General features: G+C 58.2%; 17 protein-coding genes. 7 read left to right on the top strand and 10 right to left on the bottom strand.

What is annotated here, in order from left to right; translation table 11 throughout:
• Positions 1 to 8 precede the first annotated feature (8 nt).
• From LHW45_07565 to LHW45_07520, 10 genes are all read right to left on the bottom strand, one after another.
• Complete coding sequence (locus tag LHW45_07565; protein MCB5285429.1) at positions 9 to 2120, bottom strand: hypothetical protein; 2112 nt, start codon at positions 2118 to 2120, stop codon at positions 9 to 11.
• Positions 2121 to 2298: 178 nt separating this feature from the next.
• On the bottom strand, positions 2299 to 3066 hold the full coding sequence (rnc, locus tag LHW45_07560; protein ID MCB5285428.1) for a ribonuclease III: 768 nt from the start codon (positions 3064 to 3066) through the stop codon (positions 2299 to 2301).
• 60 nt (positions 3067 to 3126) lie between these two features.
• A complete protein-coding gene (fabF, locus tag LHW45_07555) occupies positions 3127 to 4365 on the bottom strand; it encodes a beta-ketoacyl-ACP synthase II (protein MCB5285427.1) in 1239 nt (412 codons plus the stop codon).
• A gap of 132 nt (positions 4366 to 4497) precedes the next feature.
• Entirely contained in the window at positions 4498 to 4731 is a 234-nt protein-coding gene (locus tag LHW45_07550) for an acyl carrier protein (GenBank protein MCB5285426.1), read from the bottom strand.
• 63 nt (positions 4732 to 4794) lie between these two features.
• Positions 4795 to 5553 carry a 3-oxoacyl-[acyl-carrier-protein] reductase gene (fabG, locus tag LHW45_07545; GenBank protein ID MCB5285425.1) on the bottom strand — a complete coding sequence of 253 codons (759 nt, stop codon included), beginning with the start codon at positions 5551 to 5553 and terminating at the stop codon, positions 4795 to 4797.
• 21 nt (positions 5554 to 5574) lie between these two features.
• Positions 5575 to 6504: an ACP S-malonyltransferase gene (fabD, locus tag LHW45_07540; protein MCB5285424.1), complete on the bottom strand. Its 930-nt coding sequence runs from the start codon at positions 6502 to 6504 to the stop codon at positions 5575 to 5577.
• A gap of 9 nt (positions 6505 to 6513) precedes the next feature.
• The gene (locus LHW45_07535) at positions 6514 to 7506 is read right to left on the bottom strand and encodes a ketoacyl-ACP synthase III (protein ID MCB5285423.1); all 993 of its coding nucleotides are present in this window, start codon (positions 7504 to 7506) and stop codon (positions 6514 to 6516) included.
• Positions 7506 to 8504, bottom strand: a complete 999-nt coding sequence (gene plsX, locus LHW45_07530; protein ID MCB5285422.1) for a phosphate acyltransferase PlsX — start codon at positions 8502 to 8504, stop codon at positions 7506 to 7508. The genes LHW45_07535 and plsX overlap by 1 nt, the downstream gene beginning before the upstream one ends.
• A gap of 1 nt (position 8505) precedes the next feature.
• Entirely contained in the window at positions 8506 to 8691 is a 186-nt protein-coding gene (rpmF, locus tag LHW45_07525) for a 50S ribosomal protein L32 (protein ID MCB5285421.1), read from the bottom strand.
• 194 nt (positions 8692 to 8885) lie between these two features.
• On the bottom strand, positions 8886 to 10253 hold the full coding sequence (locus LHW45_07520; GenBank protein MCB5285420.1) for an MFS transporter: 1368 nt from the start codon (positions 10251 to 10253) through the stop codon (positions 8886 to 8888).
• A 591-nt stretch (positions 10254 to 10844) separates the two neighbouring features.
• Here LHW45_07520 and LHW45_07515 point away from each other — a divergent pair.
• The 7 genes from LHW45_07515 to LHW45_07485 all read left to right on the top strand — a co-directional run bounded on the left by LHW45_07515 (position 10845) and on the right by LHW45_07485 (position 18539).
• Positions 10845 to 11747, top strand: a complete 903-nt coding sequence (locus LHW45_07515; GenBank protein ID MCB5285419.1) for a hypothetical protein — start codon at positions 10845 to 10847, stop codon at positions 11745 to 11747.
• A gap of 914 nt (positions 11748 to 12661) precedes the next feature.
• Entirely contained in the window at positions 12662 to 13822 is a 1161-nt protein-coding gene (locus tag LHW45_07510; protein ID MCB5285418.1) for an efflux RND transporter periplasmic adaptor subunit, read from the top strand.
• A gap of 4 nt (positions 13823 to 13826) precedes the next feature.
• Entirely contained in the window at positions 13827 to 14894 is a 1068-nt protein-coding gene (locus LHW45_07505; protein ID MCB5285417.1) for an ATP-binding cassette domain-containing protein, read from the top strand.
• A complete protein-coding gene (locus tag LHW45_07500; protein MCB5285416.1) occupies positions 14891 to 15613 on the top strand; it encodes an ABC transporter permease subunit in 723 nt (240 codons plus the stop codon). The genes LHW45_07505 and LHW45_07500 overlap by 4 nt, the downstream gene beginning before the upstream one ends.
• Complete coding sequence (locus tag LHW45_07495; GenBank protein ID MCB5285415.1) at positions 15614 to 17179, top strand: Gldg family protein; 1566 nt, start codon at positions 15614 to 15616, stop codon at positions 17177 to 17179. It begins immediately after the preceding gene.
• Positions 17176 to 18120, top strand: coding sequence for a DUF4340 domain-containing protein (locus LHW45_07490; protein ID MCB5285414.1), 945 nt, complete (start codon positions 17176 to 17178; stop codon positions 18118 to 18120). Before LHW45_07495 ends, LHW45_07490 begins: the two co-directional genes overlap by 4 nt.
• Positions 18117 to 18539, top strand: coding sequence for a GNAT family N-acetyltransferase (locus LHW45_07485; GenBank protein ID MCB5285413.1), 423 nt, complete (start codon positions 18117 to 18119; stop codon positions 18537 to 18539). The genes LHW45_07490 and LHW45_07485 overlap by 4 nt, the downstream gene beginning before the upstream one ends.
• Positions 18540 to 18723: the final 184 nt, after the last annotated feature.

The raw sequence follows: 18723 nt of genomic DNA, 5'->3' as shown, positions 1-18723 counted from the left end.
CCGAGCCCTCAGAAAGCCACGCTCAGCTTGGCGTAGGCGGTGTTAAGGTCCTGGCGGAATTCCCCCAGCGGATCGCCCCAGGTGGAAGCTTGTGTCTGCGTTTGGGCGGATTTGATGCCCACAAAGGCGAACCACTCCGGCCGGAATTCGTAGCGCAGATTGCCGTAGTAGTTCAGAGACGCGCTCTTGCCGGCCTGTTCATAGGTGCTGAGCCCGCTGCCCAGGGTGAGCTTGAACACCTGGCTGGGCGTGTATTCCAGGGTTGCATTGGCGATGTAATACTCATCGTCCAGCAGCACCACCCCTGTTTCCAGATCGGTCTGTTTGTCGTAACCGTACAGGTTCCAGCTTCCCGCCAGGCTCAGGGTCAGGTTTTTCAGGGGGTTGGCCCAGGCATTGATGTTCACCCGGTGCTGGGGATAGGTGTCGCTGAGCAAGTACACCAGGTTGTTTCCATACATATAGCCCGCATAGATCCTGAACTTGCTCAGCCTGGCCCAGGTGCAGCCCAGAATGCCGTTGTAAACGTCGTGCAGGCCGTTCGTGAGGTCCGGGACCCGGGCTAAAGTTCCGTTGGCCAGGAAATTGAAGCGGGAAGCCAGGTTGAGGTTGGAGGTAAACCCTGATTCATAGGCGTAGTAGGGATCCAGACTCAAATCGCTGTGATAGCCGTAAGCCCAGGCACTGAAGGAGGCGTAGCGGATCTTATTTTCCGCGTAACCTTTGCTCCAGCTGATGTTTCCGCCCACATATTCATGGTCCTTTTCATACAGATAGCCGGCGTCATGGGTCAGATCCCTGGACCTGCGCATGTATCCCATCGAAAGATCGAAATCCCCCGGATCGGCCCGCAACCCGAAACCGATCTTGTAGCCCTGCTGAGGCTCCGCCAATTCTTCAGCTTCGCTGTTCCGGATCGACAGTCCCAAAACCGAGGTCACATAGAAATGGGGCAGATATTCCCATTTCAGGGACCCGCTGTAGACGTGATTGTAATAACCTTTGTTCACCCGGCTGACGACACCGTTGTACATCTGAAACCTGCGCCAGTTGGGATTTATGGCCAGGGCCTGGAAATAATCGCCGGGATTGATCAGGTCCACACCGTCGCGGATCTCCTTGTCAAAGGCCCCCAGCGCGCCCCAGTTCAGGGCTTTGGTGTTGCCGGTGGCTTTGAAGGCCAGGCGCGGCTGCACGATGTTGCGGGTATTGAGCACATCGTAGTCCAGCCCGAAGGCGTCGATGTCCTCGGTGAAAAAGAAACGGTTCTCATCATAATAGGGAGGGTTTTTGCTGTTGTAATCGTCTTGGGCCCTGTCCATGGGAACGTCCGAAAAATCGGGGTTCAGCGAGAGTTTGATCCTGGTGCGCTGGCCCGGGTTGAAGGCGACGTCCAGCCCCACGTGCTCCGGGTCCCAGCTGGAGGTCTGGGCGATGAGGTCGTAGCTTTTCACAAAATATGGCTTGAAGGTGATATCCAGCTTATGCCGCACCGGAGTGCTCAATTCAATGTCCTGCGCTTTCAGGAAGTATTCCTTGTCCATGTTGGTGACGGCATAGGGCAGGGAGTGGAACTCGTCGCTCTGATAATGGTAACGCCCGAGGATGATCTTCCAGCGGTAGGGCTGCTCTTGTTTGAAGCGCAATTCGTTCAGGGGAATGCGCATGGTCACGGTCCAGATGTCGGCAGTGAAGCCGCTTTCATAGCTGTAGTGGCTGTTCCAGGCATAGTCCACGTTCATGTTTTCGTCCCGCACCCCGTCCAGCAAATTGCCCCTGGGAAAGGCGACGTAGTAATAGGCGTAGTAAGCATCCGGAATGGTGATGAGCTGCACCCGCAGGTAATCGGCACTTGTGCCTTCATCCTTCACGGAGATGGAACCCTGGGTGAAACTGGAATCGATCTGGGCCGCGAAGCGCACCACCAAATCGCTCCCGTCCTGCCAGAGCCAGGCCTGGGTGGGCAGCGTCTCCGGCTTTTTGTCGTCGGGGTCCACCCTCACAAATCCTGTAAGCAGATTGGCGTCGGTGAGCACGGGTTCCGACGAATCGGGCAGTGACAGGCACCAAACAGAGCCCGTAAGAAGAAACAAGATGGTGATCAAAGCGGTTTTCTTCATTCGTTCCTCACATCCAGATGTCTTTTCGCTGTTCAATAATATCATGAAAACCATTTTTCCGGGGGGGGGTAGCTGTCAACCAATTTCTTTGCCCCGGTCCCAAGATCCGGAATCCAGCTCATTCTGCCGCGCTCAATGCTCCAGCATCGCACCTTGCCAGCAGAGCGGGTAAGCTGGGTCAGATACCCAGTTTCTGGCAGGCGGCGCGGGCGGCTTCCTGCTGGGCGGTTTTTTTGGTGTTGCCTTTGCCGCGGCCCAGCAGTTCGTTGCCCTGGCGGGCTTCCACGATGAAGGTCTTGTTGTGTTCCGGGCCTTCCTCGGCGATGGTCACGTAGCGCGGCGGCTCTTCACTGCGTGATTGCAGGTGTTCCTGGAGGATGCTTTTATAGTTCACCAGTTCGTTGCGGTTCACCGTGGTCTCATAGTCAGTGAGGATCTGGTTTTTGATGAAGCGGGTGGCGGAGGCGATGCCGCTGTCCAGATAGATCGCGCAGATGAGGGCTTCCACGGTGTCGCTGAGGATGGAGGGTTTTTTAGCGCCGCCGGACTGCTGTTCCTCAGGGCTGAGCAGCAGGTATTTGCCCAGGTCCAGGGCGTTGGCCTTTAGGGTGAGGTAGGTTTCGGAGACTATCTTGGACTTGAGTTTGCTGAGTTTTCCCTCCTGCTCGTCGGGATGGCGGATGAAGAGCTCTTTGGAAACGATGAAGCCGAGGATGGAATCGCCCAAAAACTCCATCCTTTCGAAGGGCGAGGGAGTCTTGTGGTCGCCAAAATTGCGGCGCAGATAGGATTTGTGGGTGAGGGCGGCCCGCAGCAAAGTGGTGTCGTGAAAGTTGTATTCGATCTTCTTTTGCAGCTGAGCCAGGCTCTTTTCCCACTTGGGATAGTGCTCCGCTATCTTCTTGCCGTTGAAGTATTCAACGATCTTGTGTATGATCTTGTTCAATCTTGCCTCAGTTCATTCAAACAGCATCCCTCACAGCCTGCCCTCCCGGGACTGCAGGGTTCAAATGTATCTGCGGATCACGATGGAGGAGTTGTGTCCCCCAAAGCCCAGGGAATTGGAAAGGGCGTTCGTGACCTCAAGTTTTTGGGTGGTGTTGGGCACGTAATCCAGATCGCAATCCGGGTCCGGATTGGTGAGGTTGATGGTGGGATGCAGGATCCCGGTCTCGATGGTCTTCACGCAGACGATGGCCTCGATCCCGGCGGCGGCGCCCAGCATGTGGCCCACCATGGATTTGGTGGAATTCACTTTAAGCTTGTAGGCGTGTTCCGCGAAACAGCTTTTCAGGGCAACGGTTTCGCCCTTGTCGTTGAGCTGGGTGGAGGTGCCGTGAGCGTTCACGTACTGGATGTCGGCAGGCTGCAGCCCGGCGTCGGCAATGGCGCCCAGCATGGCATCCGCGCTGCCGGAACCGTCTTCCAGGGGCGCGGTGATGTGATAGGCGTCGTCGGTGGCGGCATAGCCTGCCAGTTCAGCATAGATCCTGGCGCCGCGGGCTTTGGCGTGTTCCAGTTCCTCCAGCACGAGGAAGGCGGCGCCTTCGCTCATCACAAAGCCGTCGCGCCCGGCATCGAAAGGCCGGGAAGCGCCTTTGGGATCATCGTTGCGGGTGGAAAGCGCCCGCAACGCGCAAAAACCGCCCATGCCCAAAAAAGTAACGCCGGCCTCGGCTCCGCCGCTGATGATGATGTCGGCATCGCCATACTGGATGGCGCGGAAAGCTGTGCCGATGGCATGATTGGCGCTGGCGCAGGCGCTGGTGATGCTGAAATTGGGGCCTTTGAAGCCGTGCTCGATGGCGATGTGGGCGGCCGCGATGTTGGAGATCATTTTGGGAATGAAAAAGGGGCTGATGCGGCGGGGTCCATGCACGTAGTTTTTGATCGTTTCTTCGTCAAAGGTGTAGATGCCGCCTATGCCCACTCCAGTGATCACGCCCACGCGGCGTCCGTCCTGGGTTTGGGGATCTATGCCGGCGTCTTTCACCGCCTCCCGGGCCGCCACCAGGGCGAAGTGGGTGTAGGAGTCCATCTTGCGGGCTTCCTTGGGGTCAAAATGCTCTTCGGGATGAAAATTCTTGATCTGGGCGGCGATCTTGGCGGAGAGGGCGGAGGTGTCAAAACTGGTGATCGTATCCACTCCGGAAACACCCTTCACCAGGCTGTCCCAGGTTTCTGCCACGTTGTGCCCCACCGGGGTGAGGGCACCCATGCCCGTGATTACCACTCTTCTTTTCATATCTGGATCCTCATCTTGAATTTGCCTGCCAGCGGGGTCCGGGTTTTGGCCGGCAAAGATTTATGTTTGGGAAAAAGGTGGAATCAATCCTGATAACATAAGCTATCAGGATTGATTCGCGGTTTGGGGGAATTAAGCCAGCTTTTCCTTCAGGTAATCGATGGCTTGTCCGACTGTGCGGAGCTTGTCCTGATCTTCATCAGGGATGTTGATCGAGAATTCTTCCTCAAATGCCATGACCAGTTCCACTGTGTCCAGGGAATCGGCACGCAGGTCTTCGATGAAGTTGGCGGCGGGAACTACTTGCGTTTCCTCCACGCCGAGTTTGTCCATCACGATCTGTTTGACTTTGGCTTCAATATCCATTTTTCCTCCTATGATTATTGAAGAGCTGTGTTCTCTATATTGAATGGTTTCCCGTTCAACGCGTTAGTGCATGGTCAGACCGCCATCCACGGCAATGGTCTGGCCGGTGAGGTAGCCGCTGTCATCCGCGGCGAGGAAGAGGCAAAGTCTGGCCACATCGGCCGGGGTGCCCATTTTCTGCAGTGGAATGGCTTTGGCATAGGACGCCACGACCTCAGCGGGGAGGGTGGCGGTCATTTCGGTTTCTATGAATCCAGGGGCGATGGCGTTCACACGCACCCCCCGGGAGGCAAATTCTTTGGCACAGCTTTTGGTGAAGGCGATGATGCCGCCTTTGGAGGCCGCGTAGTTGGCCTGGCCGGCGTTGCCCATGATGCCGATCACGCTGGCGATGTTGATGATGGAGCCGGCGCGCGCTTTCATCATGTGTTTGAATACTTTCTGGGTGCACACGAAACTGCCGGTGAGGTTGATCTTCAGCACCAGGTCCCACTCTTCCTGCTTCATGCGCAGCAGCAGGTTGTCGCGGGTGACGCCGGCGTTGTTCACCAGACAGTCGATCCCGCCGCGGGCGGCGGCGATGGAGGCAAAAATGGCTTCCATGGCCTCGCCCTGGGTGACGTCGCCCACCTCGCCGGAGGCGGACCATCCTTTCTCAGCGAGGCTTTGCACGGCTTTGTCCACGCTTTCTCGGGCCAGGTCGATGATCACCACGTGGCTGCCCTGGGCGGCAAAGGCCTCCGCGATCGCGAAGCCGATCCCGCGGGCGGCGCCAGTGATCACCACCGTCTTGTTCTGAAGGTTGTATTTTGCAGTATCCATATCTTCTTCTTAATATAGTTGTTAAAGGACGCTGAGCAACCCGTCCAGTTCCTCAACCCGGCCAAAGTTTAAAACCACCGCTTCTTTGTCAATGTTCTTGATCATGCCGCTTAGCACTTTTTGCGGCCCGAACTCGATGAAACGGGTCACTCCGGCGGCCAGCATGGTCTTCACGCTGTCCACCCAGAGCACCGGCGAAACCACCTGGCGCACCAGCTTGTCACGGCTGGCCTGGCCCTGGCTGGCCGGGGCGGCGTCCACGTTCGAGATCACAGGCGTGGCCGCGTTTTGAAACTCCACCTGCTGCATTTCCTCCGCGAGCCAGAGGCTGGCCCGTTCGATCAGCGAAGTGTGGAAGGGACCGCCCACGCTGAGCGGTAAAACTCTCTTGGCGCCTTTGGCGGTGAGGAGTTCCCGGGCTTTGGCAACTCCGGTTTCGGTGCCGGAGATCACGGTCTGGGTGGGGGTGTTGAAATTCACGGCGCGCACCAAGCCTTCCGCTTCGGCTTCGGCGCAGGCCTCGATCACGGCCTGGGCTTCCAGGCCGATCACGGCGGCCATGGCAAAGGGTGTGCCGGCGTTGGCCTCGATCATGAATTCCCCGCGTTTGCGCACCAGGTGCAAGGCGTCCTGCCAGTCCAGCGTGCCGTTGGCCACCAGGGCGCTGAACTCGCCCAGGGAGTGACCGGCCACGAAATCCGGCCGGAGGTTCGTGTGGCGCTCAAAAACCTTCAGAGCGCAGATGCTGTGGAAGAGGATGGCCGGCTGGGTGTGGCGGGTTTCCTTTAAAAGCTCTTCCGGCCCTTCGAACATGATCCGTCCCAGGTCGGTGTCGTGGCGGCGTTCAAAGGCCGAGAGCACGGCGGCAAACTCAGGCTCGCTGGCGCAGAAATCCTGGGCCATGCCCACATACTGGGCTCCCTGTCCGGGAAAAACGAAAGCTGTTTTCATGCGTGAACCTCAATACCTGGCCAGCAGGCTGCCCCAGGTGAGTCCGGCGCCGAAGGAAGTGAGCAAAATGATGTCGCCGCGGCGGATCTTTTTGGCACGGATGGCTTCGTCCATGGCCAGGGGGATGGTGGCCGAGGAGGTGTTGCCGTATTTTTCAATGTTCACGATCACCTTGCTCATCGGCACGTGGAGTTTGTCGGCCAGGCCCTCGATGATGCGCAGGTTGGCCTGGTGGGGGATCACCCAGTCGACGTCCACGGCTTCCAGCTTGTTGCGCTTGAGCAGTTCATCGGTGGAGGCGAACATTGAGCGGATGGCGTTTTTGTAGATGCGGTTGCCCTCCATGTAAACGGTGTGGAGGTTTTGGTCCACGGTCTCATGGCTGGCCGGCATTCTGGAGCCTCCGGCGGCCTGATACAGAAGCTCGCCCTGGCTGCCGTCGGCAAAGATCAAGGAATCAATGATCTGGGATATGTCGTTCTTTCTGGCCCGGGAAACGATCGCGGCGCCGGCACCATCACCAAAGAGCACGCAGGTGTTGCGGTCGGTCCAGTTGGTGATCTTGGTCAGCACGTCCACGCCGATCACCAGCACGTTCTGAGCGCTGCCGTTCTGAACGTAGGTTTTGGCCATGTCGAGGGCGTAAACGAAGCCGGTGCAGCCGGCGGAGATGTCGAAGGCCGGGATGTTTTTCAGCCCCAGCTTTTTCTGCACCACGCAGGCTGTGGAGGGAAAGGGATGGTCGCCTGTAACGGTGCCGGCAATGATCAGATCGATCTCCCGATATTTCACCCGGGAGGCTTCGATGGCGTTGGTGGCGGCGATGATGGCGATGTCGCTGGCGGCTTCCTCAGGACTGCAGTAATGGCGTTCGAACATCCCGGTGCGGGTGCGGATCCATTCATCCGAGGTCTCCACGATCTTTTCCAGATCAAAGTTGTTTACTATTTTTGCCGGGGCGTGGCTGCCGAAGGCGGCGAATTTGGCATTGTGCAAAGGCATCAGCTGATCCTCTCGAAATATTCCTTGGTGTGGCCCACAAATCCCGAATGCGCGGTGCGCGCGGCGAAACGGATCCCGTTTTTGATGGCGTTGGCGTTGCTGCTGCCGTGGCAAACGATGCTGCAGCCGTTCAGCCCCACCAGTAGCGCCCCGCCGATCTCAGTATGGTCGAGCTTGCGCTTCAGATAGCTGTAAACCGGATAGGAGAGGATGGCCCCGAATTTGGCGATCCAGTCCTTGTTAAGCTGCTCTTTCAAGAGCTGAAAAACGGACATCACGGCGCCTTCGATCGTCTTCAGCACCACGTTGCCCACAAAACCGTCGCAGACGATCACGTCGCAGTTGCCCTTCAGCACGTCCTTGCCTTCGATGTTGCCAACGAAATTGAGGTCCGACGCCTGGGATAGCAATCCCCAGGCCTCACGCGACATCGAATTGCCCTTGGCGCTTTCCTCGCCGATGTTCAGCAGGGCGATGCGAGGCTCGGCCACATTGTAGATGTAGCTGAAATAGATCTTGCCCAGCTGGGCGAACTGCAGCAGGTTCTCGGCGTCGCAATCAACGTTGGCGCCCATATCCAGCAGGATCTCGGGATGTTTCATGGTGGGCAGGGTGACCGCGATCGCCGGGCGGGAAACACCTCTGATGCGGCCGTAGGCGAAGAGTGAGGCGGTCATGAAGGCTCCGGAATTGCCGGCGCTCACTGCCGCGTCCGCCGCTCCAGATCTGTGCAGCTGCACGGTGCGGACCATTGAGGAATCTTTTTTGGCGCGCACGGCCTCCGCGGCGTGGTCTTGCATGGTGATGCGTTCGCTGGCGGGCTCGATGCTGATCCTGTCCCTGGCGAAGAAATACTTCTCCAGCTCGCGCCTGAGCACAGCTTCATCGCCGACCAGGATGATCTCGTCGCAGATGTCTTCCTTGATGGCCTGGATGGCGCCCTCTATCTCCGGAAACGGCGCTTTGTCGCTTCCAAAAGCGTCCAGGGCTACGCGCACATCACTCCTTCTCGGCCGCGGCCTTGATCTGCCTGCCGGAGTAGGTTCCGCAATTGTCGCACACGTGGTGCGGCCGGGCGGGCTCTCCGCATTTGGAGCAGGTGCTCACAGCCGGGGGCGTGAGCGCGTCGTGCGTTCTGCGTTTATCTCTGCGTGTCTTCGAGGTTTTTCGTTTGGGGACTGCCATCGGTACTCCTTTGTGGATGTGTCTTATTCACGCTTCGGCCGGCCTCCGGACTACCTGGGGCGGTCTCGGACAAAGACAGGCTTAAGCAAAATTATGCAATTTGGGCAACTTCCGCCAGCGCCGATATTTTGTCAATCAAAATCGCCAAACCAAAGGCGCGCAGTCAGATATGGCCTGAATCGCGCTCATGCTGATCAGGCCCCTATCCGCCCCCGGCCCAGGCCGCGTTTTTCCCTCACCGCCAGTAGCGGGACCAGGCTCAGCCAGCGCAGGACGCCGCCGATGCCGAAGATCACCTGCTCCGGCTCCAGCAGCCGCGCCCCCAGCCGCAGCGCCTGGGGGAAAAAAGCCCCCGTGAGCAAAGTGGAAGCCATCATCGCCACGCCGCCCACGGCCCCGTAGAGCGCGCTGTAAGTCTGTTCGCGGCCTTTGCCGGCGATGGCCAGCACGAAATTGGTGGTCACCACGCCGTTCCCGGCCCACATGAAACCGGATAGCAGGCCCTCGAACCACAGGATGCTGTAATTGGCCGGTGTCATGAACAGCCAGAACATGGGGTTCAGCCCGCCCAGCAGCACGCAGATGAACATCGCGCGCTTGTTGCCCCAGCGGTCGATGAAGCGTCCCCAAAAGGAGTATGAGAGCAGCGAGGAAGCCATGTGCAGGCTGCCATAGAGTTGCATCTGAAAGAGGCTCATGTTCAGCTTTTTCAGCATGAAGGGCCCCCAGAAGGCGCTGCCCACGCCGATCGCCAGCATCCACCAGACCCCAAACACCAGCAGCAGGCGGAAATTGCGGTCCCGCAGCGGCTCGCTGAATTTGCGTTTCAGGCTCATCCGCTCCTGCAGCGAACGCTTCCGGTCCGGCTGCCGCGCCAGGATAGCCAGTCCGATAAAGCCCAGGATGCCGGCCAGCACGAAGATCCCGGCCAGCCACCAAGCCTGGTTGCGCGGGTTGAAAAACACGTCCGGATCGAGCCAGCGGCCAAAGCAGCCCCGCAATGCCCCGCCGCCCTTTTCAAACAGGTCCGTGCCATAGCTCAGGATGTAACCCGCCACCAGTCCTGAAAACACCAGGATCTGGTTGCGCCGCGCGAAAAAGCGGCCCCGGATGCCGATCGGGATGAGGTCGCTAACCCAGGCGATCCAGATGTTGCTCCCCACGGCCTGCAATCCGGCGCTCACGAACAGCAGGGCCAGCACGAAAATGATCCCGGCTTGCGGCGAGGAAAAGAGCAGCGCCGCCCCGATGAAGAAACTCAGGAACCGTCCCGCGGCCGTAACCGCCACGCAGACCCGCTTGCGCCGCTTCAAGCGCTGCATCAGCGCCACGCCCAGTGGCTGGAACACCGCCGCCACCTGCCCCAGAGCGCTCAGGATGCTGAATTGCAGAGGTGTGGCGCCCAACAGCACCATGAACTTGGTGATGAAGTTGCTGCCGATGTTGGCCAGATTGCCGTAAATTTGCGCAAAAATGCCCTCGATCACCGAGATCCGGTAAGCCCGGGCCACAGTGAAACTTTTCTGCTGCGCCTTGCGCTCTTTGCTGGTCCTCTCGCTCACAGGCAAATCCCCGGCTCCTTTCTGGTCTCGATCTTCAACCTCTGCCACAGCTTGCCCCCATATTCCGGAGCCTATTTCCGCCAACCCCGTTTCCTGTAAAGCTTTGTTTTGGGTTTGCCAAATCCCCCCTGCCGAGTAAACAGAGCATAGCTGGACATATCCCTCCGCATGTGTCCAAAAAACCTTCGTTATGTAGACAGGGTGTGTCTCTGGTCTGGTGTTGATCAGTAAAAGCTTTAACCATATCAACAAGGGTTCTGACATCAGTATGGAGGAAAAAAACTTGACTTGGAAAAGATAGCTGAAAAAAATGCGATTTGGTCGCTTGGCCTTAAATAGATAGTGGGTAACGAGGGATGGCAAATGCCCTCATACAATCGGTGAATCAAAGAGTTGGATTTTACGCCAACATTTGGGACTCAACTTGCCAGGCAAAGCGCTTAACTTCAAGTATCAGAACACACCCTGGAATGAGAAAGAAATATGGACCAAGCGTCCCGTAGCTGTCCTAGATGTCATTCCCCTCTGCCGCCGAATACGGATAAGTGCCCGAAATGCGATTCTACCCCGCTGGGTCTCTTGGTCAGTTTAATGATCTTCTGCTTATCCTTTATGGCCGGCTTCTGCGCGTTTCTGGTCAGTTCGTTAATGCTCCCCGAACTGCAGCATTCGATCGAGGAGTTGGAGGGCTTTAAATCCGTGTTCATGATACCCTCTCTAATTGCAGGGTCAATCATCGCCCTCGTCGCTAGCCTGATCGCCTACCTGAGTCACAGACGCAAATTTAAAGAATACTTGGATTCCACCAAGGGCTTTCTGCTGCTCTGGCTGCTCTCCTGCCTTATCTCCGCCGGAGCCGGCGTGCTCATAGGTGGGCCCTTTCGTGAAGCTCTTACGCAGCGCTATGTTACCGAGGTCGATCAACTCCTGTGGGAGCATTGCCTAGCCTATGACCGTAGCAATGAAATCTCTGTTTTCCAGCCGCCGGCTACGCAAACGCGGTACTACGAACTGGCTGTGGCCAAATACCTTCTGGAAGATAAACACCCCATCTTTGTGGAAACCCACAAGCGGCTCCTGGAGCTGGCCAAGAAAACCGTGGATCAAGGCCGGCGCTACAAAGTCGATTACCGGCTGGAAGAGGAATTCCACCAGATCGGGCCGGATTTTGAGCAGTGCGTCGCAATCTTTGACGGCCTGACCTTAGCCGAGATTGCCGACTACACTCACAATATCCCTTCGATGGTCTACATCACACACACAGATAAAAAGGTAGGGTACTACACTCCAGCCGGGGGACCAGCCATCCAACAGATCGCTAATGTCTATGTCATCGACATCCGCAGGGGGATTTTGGCTGCGGTTTATAACGTTTCCGGGAGTATGCCCTTGGAAAAGGTCAGCTCGGCCACTTTCTACATCGGCACCACGGGCTCTTCATACTCGCAAAGAGAGATCAAAAACCGTTATCGCGACTTACCGTTGTATAAATAAGAAGCACCGCGCCTGGCGGAAATCTGCCTAGCCATCCCGCAGTCAGTTTGAGGATTGGCAATGCCAAGTTCCACTTTCAATGCTGGTAGCTGGCCCGCCGTCCCTACGCATATCTCTCGCTCACTCCCTGTTCCCGCAGCGGGAGGGAGGTGTGATAGCCAGATACCTGCTCACTGAGTAGAGTGGTGGCAGGAGGATTTTGACCCATACTTCACTGAGGCTGTTAGCCCGAGCTGGTACAGCGCAAGCGGGACTTCGGCTGCCGTTAACCCAACTTTACCATTTCCAATATGTACATGCCTATTTTCATTGAGTTAAAATCATCATGGGCACTACACGTGTCTGTTTATTGTCATATTGCATTGCGTTGAATGATTTATTGAGGCTGGTCGGTTGTGCTCGAAGTCCCGACACAATCTTTTACCAAATAGCTCTGCATAAGCATGCATGTTGCTGAATATAGATGTCAAGCAAACGGCCGTTTCTTAGACTCGCCCCAGCAAGGGAGTTTATATTTCAAAACAGAGGAATATGCTGCCCATAAACTCATCCATTTATCAAAGTTCATCTACCAACTTCGACTTGGGGTTTTTGTTACCCACTATATACGGAGGCCTTGCTGCAGACCATAAAGAAAAACTTGGCGGAACCGGCAGGCCTCGCTCTGAGCCCTCTCCCATTCACTTCCCATTCGCCTCCCGCACACTTCCCGCCTGAACAGCGGGAAGTGTGCGGGAGGCGGGCAGGAGGCTGACCGGAAAGGCCTAAGCAAGGGGAATCACCGTAACCGGAATGATATAACCGGCTCTGATTCCGGGGTTTCCGGCCAGGGCCGCAAGCTTTTTCATTGACACGAAGGCAGGCGCCAAATGAGATGTTCGAACATGTTTAAATCTATTGACGGAAAAACACCGATGCGCAAAAAATGGAAGATCGTCATCATCGTTGTGGCGGCATTGCTGCTGCTCTTTCTGGGGCTGCGTCAGTGCGGCAAGGCGGCCATGAGCAAGGCCGCGGATCTGGGCAAGGCCCCCAGCCACAAGGTGGCCCGGGGCGAGATCGTATCCCAGGTGGAAATCACGGGCGAACTGCAGCCCAAAACCGTGGTGTCGATCAAATCCAAGGTTTCTGGGCGGATCGTGAAGCTCTACGCGGATGAGAACGATTACGTGAAGAGCGGGGCTGTGATCGCGGACATAGAGCCGGACTACAATCAGGCGAACACGCTGTTCAGCACGAAGGCCCAGCTCAGCCGGGCGGAACTGCGCCTGAAGAACGCGCGGGACGGCCTGGCGGACAAGCAGGTTTTACTGGACAAGGGCTACATTTCGCGGGAGAGCTACGACGCGGCACGGGACGAGCTGAGCACGGCGGAGATCGAGTATCGCCAGGCGCAGAGCCAGTATGAGGCGATCCAGGACATGGACGTGCCCGGCAAGGTGGTCCACGTGATCGCCCCGGCCTCCGGCACGGTGATCGAGCGCACGGTGAACGAGGGCGAGATGGTGCAGTCCAGCCTCACCAGCTTTGGCGAGGGGACGGTGGTGATGAAGATCGCGGACCTCTCTCACATGGTGGTGAAGAGCAACATCAACGAGGTGGACATCGGCAAATTCCACTTGGGGCAGGAGGCGAAGATCAAGCTGGACGCGATGCCTTACGAGGATTTTGCCGGCTCGATCGTGAAGATCTCCCCCGCCGCCATCAAGGAAAACAATGCCAAGGTCTTCCCTGTGGAGATCAGCATCAACGCCAACGGGGAAACCGCGCGGCCCGGCTTGACCGCGGCGGTGAAGATCATCGGCGAATCGCGCCAGAACGTTTTGGTGATCCCCATCCGGGCCGTGTTCACCGACGACAAGAACCAGGATATCGTTTACCTGCTGCCCAAGGAGGACAAAAACGCCAAAACCCAAAAACCCGCCGCGCAGAGGCAGCCCCTGCCCACGCCGGTAACCCTGGGCGCGAACGACCTCCAGAACGTGGAGCTGATCTCCGGGCTGAAGGAAGGCGACGAAATCCTGCTCACGGAGCCCGCCGGGCAGCAAAACTCCATGCAAATGATGATGAGGTAAGCAGATGATAGAGATCAAAGAGCTATCCAGAAGTTTCGGCCGGATCAAGGCCGTGGACAGGGTGAGCTTCGCGGTGGAAAGTGGTGAGATCGTGGGCTTTCTGGGCCCCAACGGCGCCGGCAAGACCACCACGATGCGCATGATGGTGGGCTATTTGCAGCCCCAATCCGGAAAAATCGAGCTCGACGGCCGCAGCGTTTTTGACGACCCCCTGGCCGCCAGCGCCCGCATCGGCTATCTGCCGGAACACAATCCGCTCTACCCGGAAATGGCCGTGGGTGAGTTTCTGCGCTACCTCGGCGACCTGCGCCGGATGAAGGAACCGGTCCTTTCCCAGCGGCTGGAATTCGTGCGCGAAGCCTGCGCCCTGGACGAGGTCTGGACCCAGCGCATCGCCACGCTTTCCAAGGGTTACCGGCAGCGGACCGGCCTGGCGGGGGCGATCCTCCACGATCCCGAGGTGCTGATCCTGGACGAGCCCACCGGCGGACTGGACCCGAACCAGATCATGGAGATCCGTGAATTGATCCGGGACCTGGGGCAAGCCAAGACCGTGCTGCTCTCCAGCCACATCATGCAGGAAGTGCAGGCCCTGTGTTCGCGCGTGATCATCATCAACAAAGGCCGCGTGATCGTGGACGACAGGATGGAAAATCTGGGCGCCCACATCTCCGGTTTCCAGCGCGTGATCCTGGAGCTGGAAGCGGTGGAGCCAGATTTCACCCCCTGGCTGGAGCAAAACCCGGAGGTGAAGCTGGATTCGCAGACCCAGAACGGACCAATTTGCCTGCTGCATTTCCTGGCGCCGGCGGAAACCGACATCCGCAGGGAACTCTCCGCCCACGTAACCGCCCGGGGTTGGCAACTGCTGAGCATCTACCAGGAACAACAGAGCCTGGAAAAGATCTTCCACGAACTCACCTCCCAGGAGGAAAGCCCCACCGCAGCGGAACCCCAGCTTCCCCCGGAGGAGATGGGCAGGCTGGTGGCGAAGCTCGATCCCATCGACAGTGACCTGATCTGCCCCGAACAGGACCTGACGGAGAACGGCAACGACAAGGAGCAGCCATGAATCCCGCCCTCACCATCGCCAAAAAGGAATACTCGCTGGCCTTGCGTTCCCTGGGCACCTACATCATCTTCGGCGTCTTCCTGCTTGCCGCCGGCAGCTGGTTCGCCCTCACCGCGCTCAAACTGGGCGTGGCGGATATGCGCGACACGCTGGCCAGGATGCACTCCTTCTTCCTCTTTTTCATCCCGGCCATCACCATGGGCAGCATCGCCAAGGAACGCAGCGGCGGGACCCTGGAACTGATCTCCACCCTGCCCATCAAACTGGGACACATTGTCTGGGGAAAATTCCTGGCCGCCTGGTGGCAGCTGGCCACCGTGCTGGCCTTCAGCCTCGTCTTTCCAGCTCTGATCGCCATCTTTGGCGTGGGCGTGGACGGTGGCGCGATCTTCACCGGCTATCTGGGCCTGCTCTGCGCCGGAGCGGCGTTCATCGCCATCGGCATCTTCGCCAGCAGCCTCACGGACAACCAAGTGCTGGCCTTCATCATCGCCCTGGCCATCTCCGGGGCGCTGTTCCTGCTGGGACGCCTGGGCGACCTGATCCCCCTCAGGCTGTTCGCCGCCCTGGAATTCTTCGGCTTCGACCACCATCTGAACAGCTTCATCAAAGGCGTGATCGACACCCGAGACCTCATCTGGTTCGCCGCCGTGACCTTCATCTTCATCCTGCTGGCCCAATTCCGCCTCCAGGGTGCCAATCTGATGCAGGAGCGTTAAATGAACACCCGCAGCCAAATCTTCGGAACCTACGCCATCAAGATCCTCATCGCCGTGCTGGTGCTGATCCTGGCCAGCTTCCTCTACCTGCGCCTGGACGCCAGCCGCACCCGCGGCCATACTCTCAGCCGGGCCACCAAAACCAGCCTGCGCGCCCTTCAGGACAAAGTGGTTGTGAAAGTTTTCGCCTCGGAGGACCTGCCCCAGGAACTGAGCAGCCTGAACCGCGACCTGAAGGACATGCTGGAGGAATTTCAGCGCAATTCGCGCGGCAAGCTCAAATATGAGTACGTGCGGGCCAAAAACACGGACGAACTGATCGACGAGGCCCGGCAATACAACATCCCGCCCCTGAATGCCACCATCTATGAAGAAGACAAGATGGTGAGCAAAGAGATCGTCTTTGGGGTGAGCTTTGAGGGCGGCGGCAAATCATCCTCGCTGTATCTGCGCCCAGGCATGGAGACCATGCTGGAATACCAGCTGCTCCAAAAGGTGAACAAACTCCAATCCGAAACCCTGCCCAAGGTGGCCTTCTTCGCGGATTCCCTAGCCTTGCAGTATCAGTATGTTTACTATCGGGACAATGTGTCAACCTTTTTCCTGGAACTCACGGAGAACTACAACCTCGAATTCACCCAGCTGGACAGCCTGCCCCAAGCCCCGGTGATGCTCTGCATGGGAGTGCTGGATTCGCTTTCCACCCTCCAACTTTACCACCTGGACCAGTACCTGATGCGGGGCGGAGAGGTGGTGATGCTGCAGGACAGGGCCCTGGTGACCTACGGCAATCAGGGCACCGGCGTCTCGGAGGTGGAAAGCAACATCTTCACGCTGCTGGAGCACTACGGGATCCTGATCAAACCGAACATCGTGCTGGATGAGGAATGTGAGCTGGGCCAGGGCGGCGGCCTCGGAACCCAGGTGCCCTATCCCTTCTTCCCGCGGCTGAAGCCCAATCCTGAAGTGCCTTACGCCCTCGGGTTCGACCCCATCGTGATGAACATCGCCTCGGAACTGGCCACCCTGCCGGGCTCGAAGCTGAAGCTTAAGCCGGTGCTGCAAACCTCCGGTAAGTCGAACCTGCTGATGGGGCCCACTTTCAACATCGAGGAGGCGATGAACCGCAGCCAGGAACCCGGCTGGCTGAGCATGCCACCGCTCACCGTGGCCGCGGAGTTCAGCGGACCCCTCAAGAGCTTCTTCTCCCAAGCTCTCACGGACAGCACCTTCCATCCCTCCAACGCCAAAGGCCGCATCATTCTCTTTGGCGACAGCGAGTTCAACCTGGAATTCAGCGCCGGCGCCTATATGGTGCAAAACGCCATCGACCACCTCCTGGGACGAGCTGAAATGGTGAAACTGCGTTCCCGCCGGACAGTCTACAACCGCCTGGGCGCGGATGTTTACATGGACAGGCACCAGCTGCGGCCGGCCGATCCGGCCAGGACCGTTTCCAGCCTCACCCTGGGCTTCAAGCTCACCGCCATCCTGCTCCCGCTGCTGTTGCTGGCCTTGGTGGGCTTCGCGCAGGCTTACAGGCGTTCGAGCCGGAGGACGCAGTGAAAAGGAGCAAGATCTATTTGCTGGCCGTCTTTTTGCTGCTGCTCGCAGTGGTGGCCGCGCTGCTGTTCACCCGCCGCGACCGGGAGAGCAGCAAGGCCATATTCAGTGCCGACAGCACGGCCGTGGCCGCCATCGAGATCGCCAGCCCGGACACCAGCATCGCCTTCAAGCGTGAGAACGGAAGCTGGCGCATCACCCGGCCCGTGAACTGGGGCATAGAGGAAGGCCATTTCCAGCTGTTCATGCGGGACGTGATCCTGAAGCAGTATTCCACCGAGCCACTCGCCGCGGGCAAAGAGGCCCTTCAGCAATATCGCCTCACCAAAGACAAGGCGCTGCGGATAAAGGCGTTCGACGCCCGAAACAAGCTGCTGCGCGAAGTCTGGTTCAGCGATCTGGGCAATCCCTTCGATTATTTTTGCTTTGCCGGCGACAACGAGGTTTTCCAGATCAGAAGCAAGGTGAACTCGTTCTACGGACCCAAGCTGGAATCCTGGCGCTCGCCCTACGCCCTCAGCCTGTTTTCCGACCAGCTGCTCAGCATCAGGGTGAAACACCCGCAAAACAGCTATGAACTCACCCGCGACGGCAACATCTGGCACTTTAAGGACAAACTGGAGGATTTCGACGTTCCGCCGGGTAACCTGGTGATGGGGAAACTGCTGAACGCCCTTTCCCACTTGGGTTCAAACACCATGCTCAGCGGCGACACCCTGCCCCCGGCCTCTGCCGTTCCCGCCCCGGAATGCGAAGTAGAGCTGATGCTGAGTGACAATTCCCGGGTGAAGATCAGCTTCCACGCCTGGGAGGACGGGAACTACCTGCTCAAGATCGACCGCTATCCGGACAGCTATTTTGTGGTGCTGTTCGACACCGTGTTCCGCTTCACCCGCAACGCCGCGCTGTTCAGGGCTGTGGAGGGCGATCCGCCCGGCTTATGAGCCTTGCCCTCCGCCACTGCCGCCAGCTTGAGCCCGAGCTGTTCGAGCGTATCACCGCCATCTGGCACGAGACGGGGATCAGCAATCCCGCCCGGGCTGACAGCTTCGAGGCCGTGCAGCACAACCTCGAGCACGGCGGCACCATGCTTCTGGCCTGGATGGATGATTTTTTGGCCGGGACCGCCTGGCTCAGCCACGATTTTCGCAGGCTCTACATCCACCACATGGCGGTGGCGCCCGAGTTTCAGAACCGGGGCATCGGCCGCGCCTTGCTGGAGGAGGCCATTTCCGTGGCCCGCGACCACGGCTGGCAGGCCAAACTGGAAGTTCACACCACCAACGCCGCCGCGCGCCATCTCTACTCCTCCTGCGGCTTCAGCGACCTCGAGGGCTATGTCGTGATGATCAGGAGGGGATGAAAGGGCTTTACAGATAAACAGATAAACAGATAAACAGGGTTTTCTAGCGGAAAAGGGAGAAAGGGTTAAACCTCGGCTGGAATCGAGCAACGCAGGAGCGTCGACTCCAGAAGTCAGCAGGGGTGGCGGACCTCCCCGCCAACCGCAAAACATCGAGTGACAGACGTCCACATCATTCACCCCA

This window comes from Candidatus Cloacimonadota bacterium, from assembly GCA_020532085.1.
GTDB lineage: Bacteria > Cloacimonadota > Cloacimonadia > Cloacimonadales > Cloacimonadaceae > Syntrophosphaera.
This window is presented reverse-complemented; position numbering and strand designations above follow the sequence as displayed.

Coding starts and splice junctions, on each gene's coding strand:
- LHW45_07500 (MCB5285416.1), top strand. CDS start 14,891: ATGAATCCCGCCCTCACCATCGCCAAAAAGGAATACTCGCTGGCCTTG.
- fabF (MCB5285427.1), bottom strand. CDS start 4,365: ATGAAAAGAAGAGTGGTAATCACGGGCATGGGTGCCCTCACCCCGGTG.
- rpmF (MCB5285421.1), bottom strand. CDS start 8,691: ATGGCAGTCCCCAAACGAAAAACCTCGAAGACACGCAGAGATAAACGC.
- LHW45_07515 (MCB5285419.1), top strand. CDS start 10,845: ATGATCTTCTGCTTATCCTTTATGGCCGGCTTCTGCGCGTTTCTGGTC.
- LHW45_07565 (MCB5285429.1), bottom strand. CDS start 2,120: ATGAAGAAAACCGCTTTGATCACCATCTTGTTTCTTCTTACGGGCTCT.
- LHW45_07505 (MCB5285417.1), top strand. CDS start 13,827: ATGATAGAGATCAAAGAGCTATCCAGAAGTTTCGGCCGGATCAAGGCC.
- LHW45_07550 (MCB5285426.1), bottom strand. CDS start 4,731: ATGGATATTGAAGCCAAAGTCAAACAGATCGTGATGGACAAACTCGGC.
- fabD (MCB5285424.1), bottom strand. CDS start 6,504: ATGAAAACAGCTTTCGTTTTTCCCGGACAGGGAGCCCAGTATGTGGGC.
- LHW45_07485 (MCB5285413.1), top strand. CDS start 18,117: ATGAGCCTTGCCCTCCGCCACTGCCGCCAGCTTGAGCCCGAGCTGTTC.
- LHW45_07510 (MCB5285418.1), top strand. CDS start 12,662: ATGCGCAAAAAATGGAAGATCGTCATCATCGTTGTGGCGGCATTGCTG.
- LHW45_07535 (MCB5285423.1), bottom strand. CDS start 7,506: ATGCCTTTGCACAATGCCAAATTCGCCGCCTTCGGCAGCCACGCCCCG.
- fabG (MCB5285425.1), bottom strand. CDS start 5,553: ATGGATACTGCAAAATACAACCTTCAGAACAAGACGGTGGTGATCACT.
- LHW45_07495 (MCB5285415.1), top strand. CDS start 15,614: ATGAACACCCGCAGCCAAATCTTCGGAACCTACGCCATCAAGATCCTC.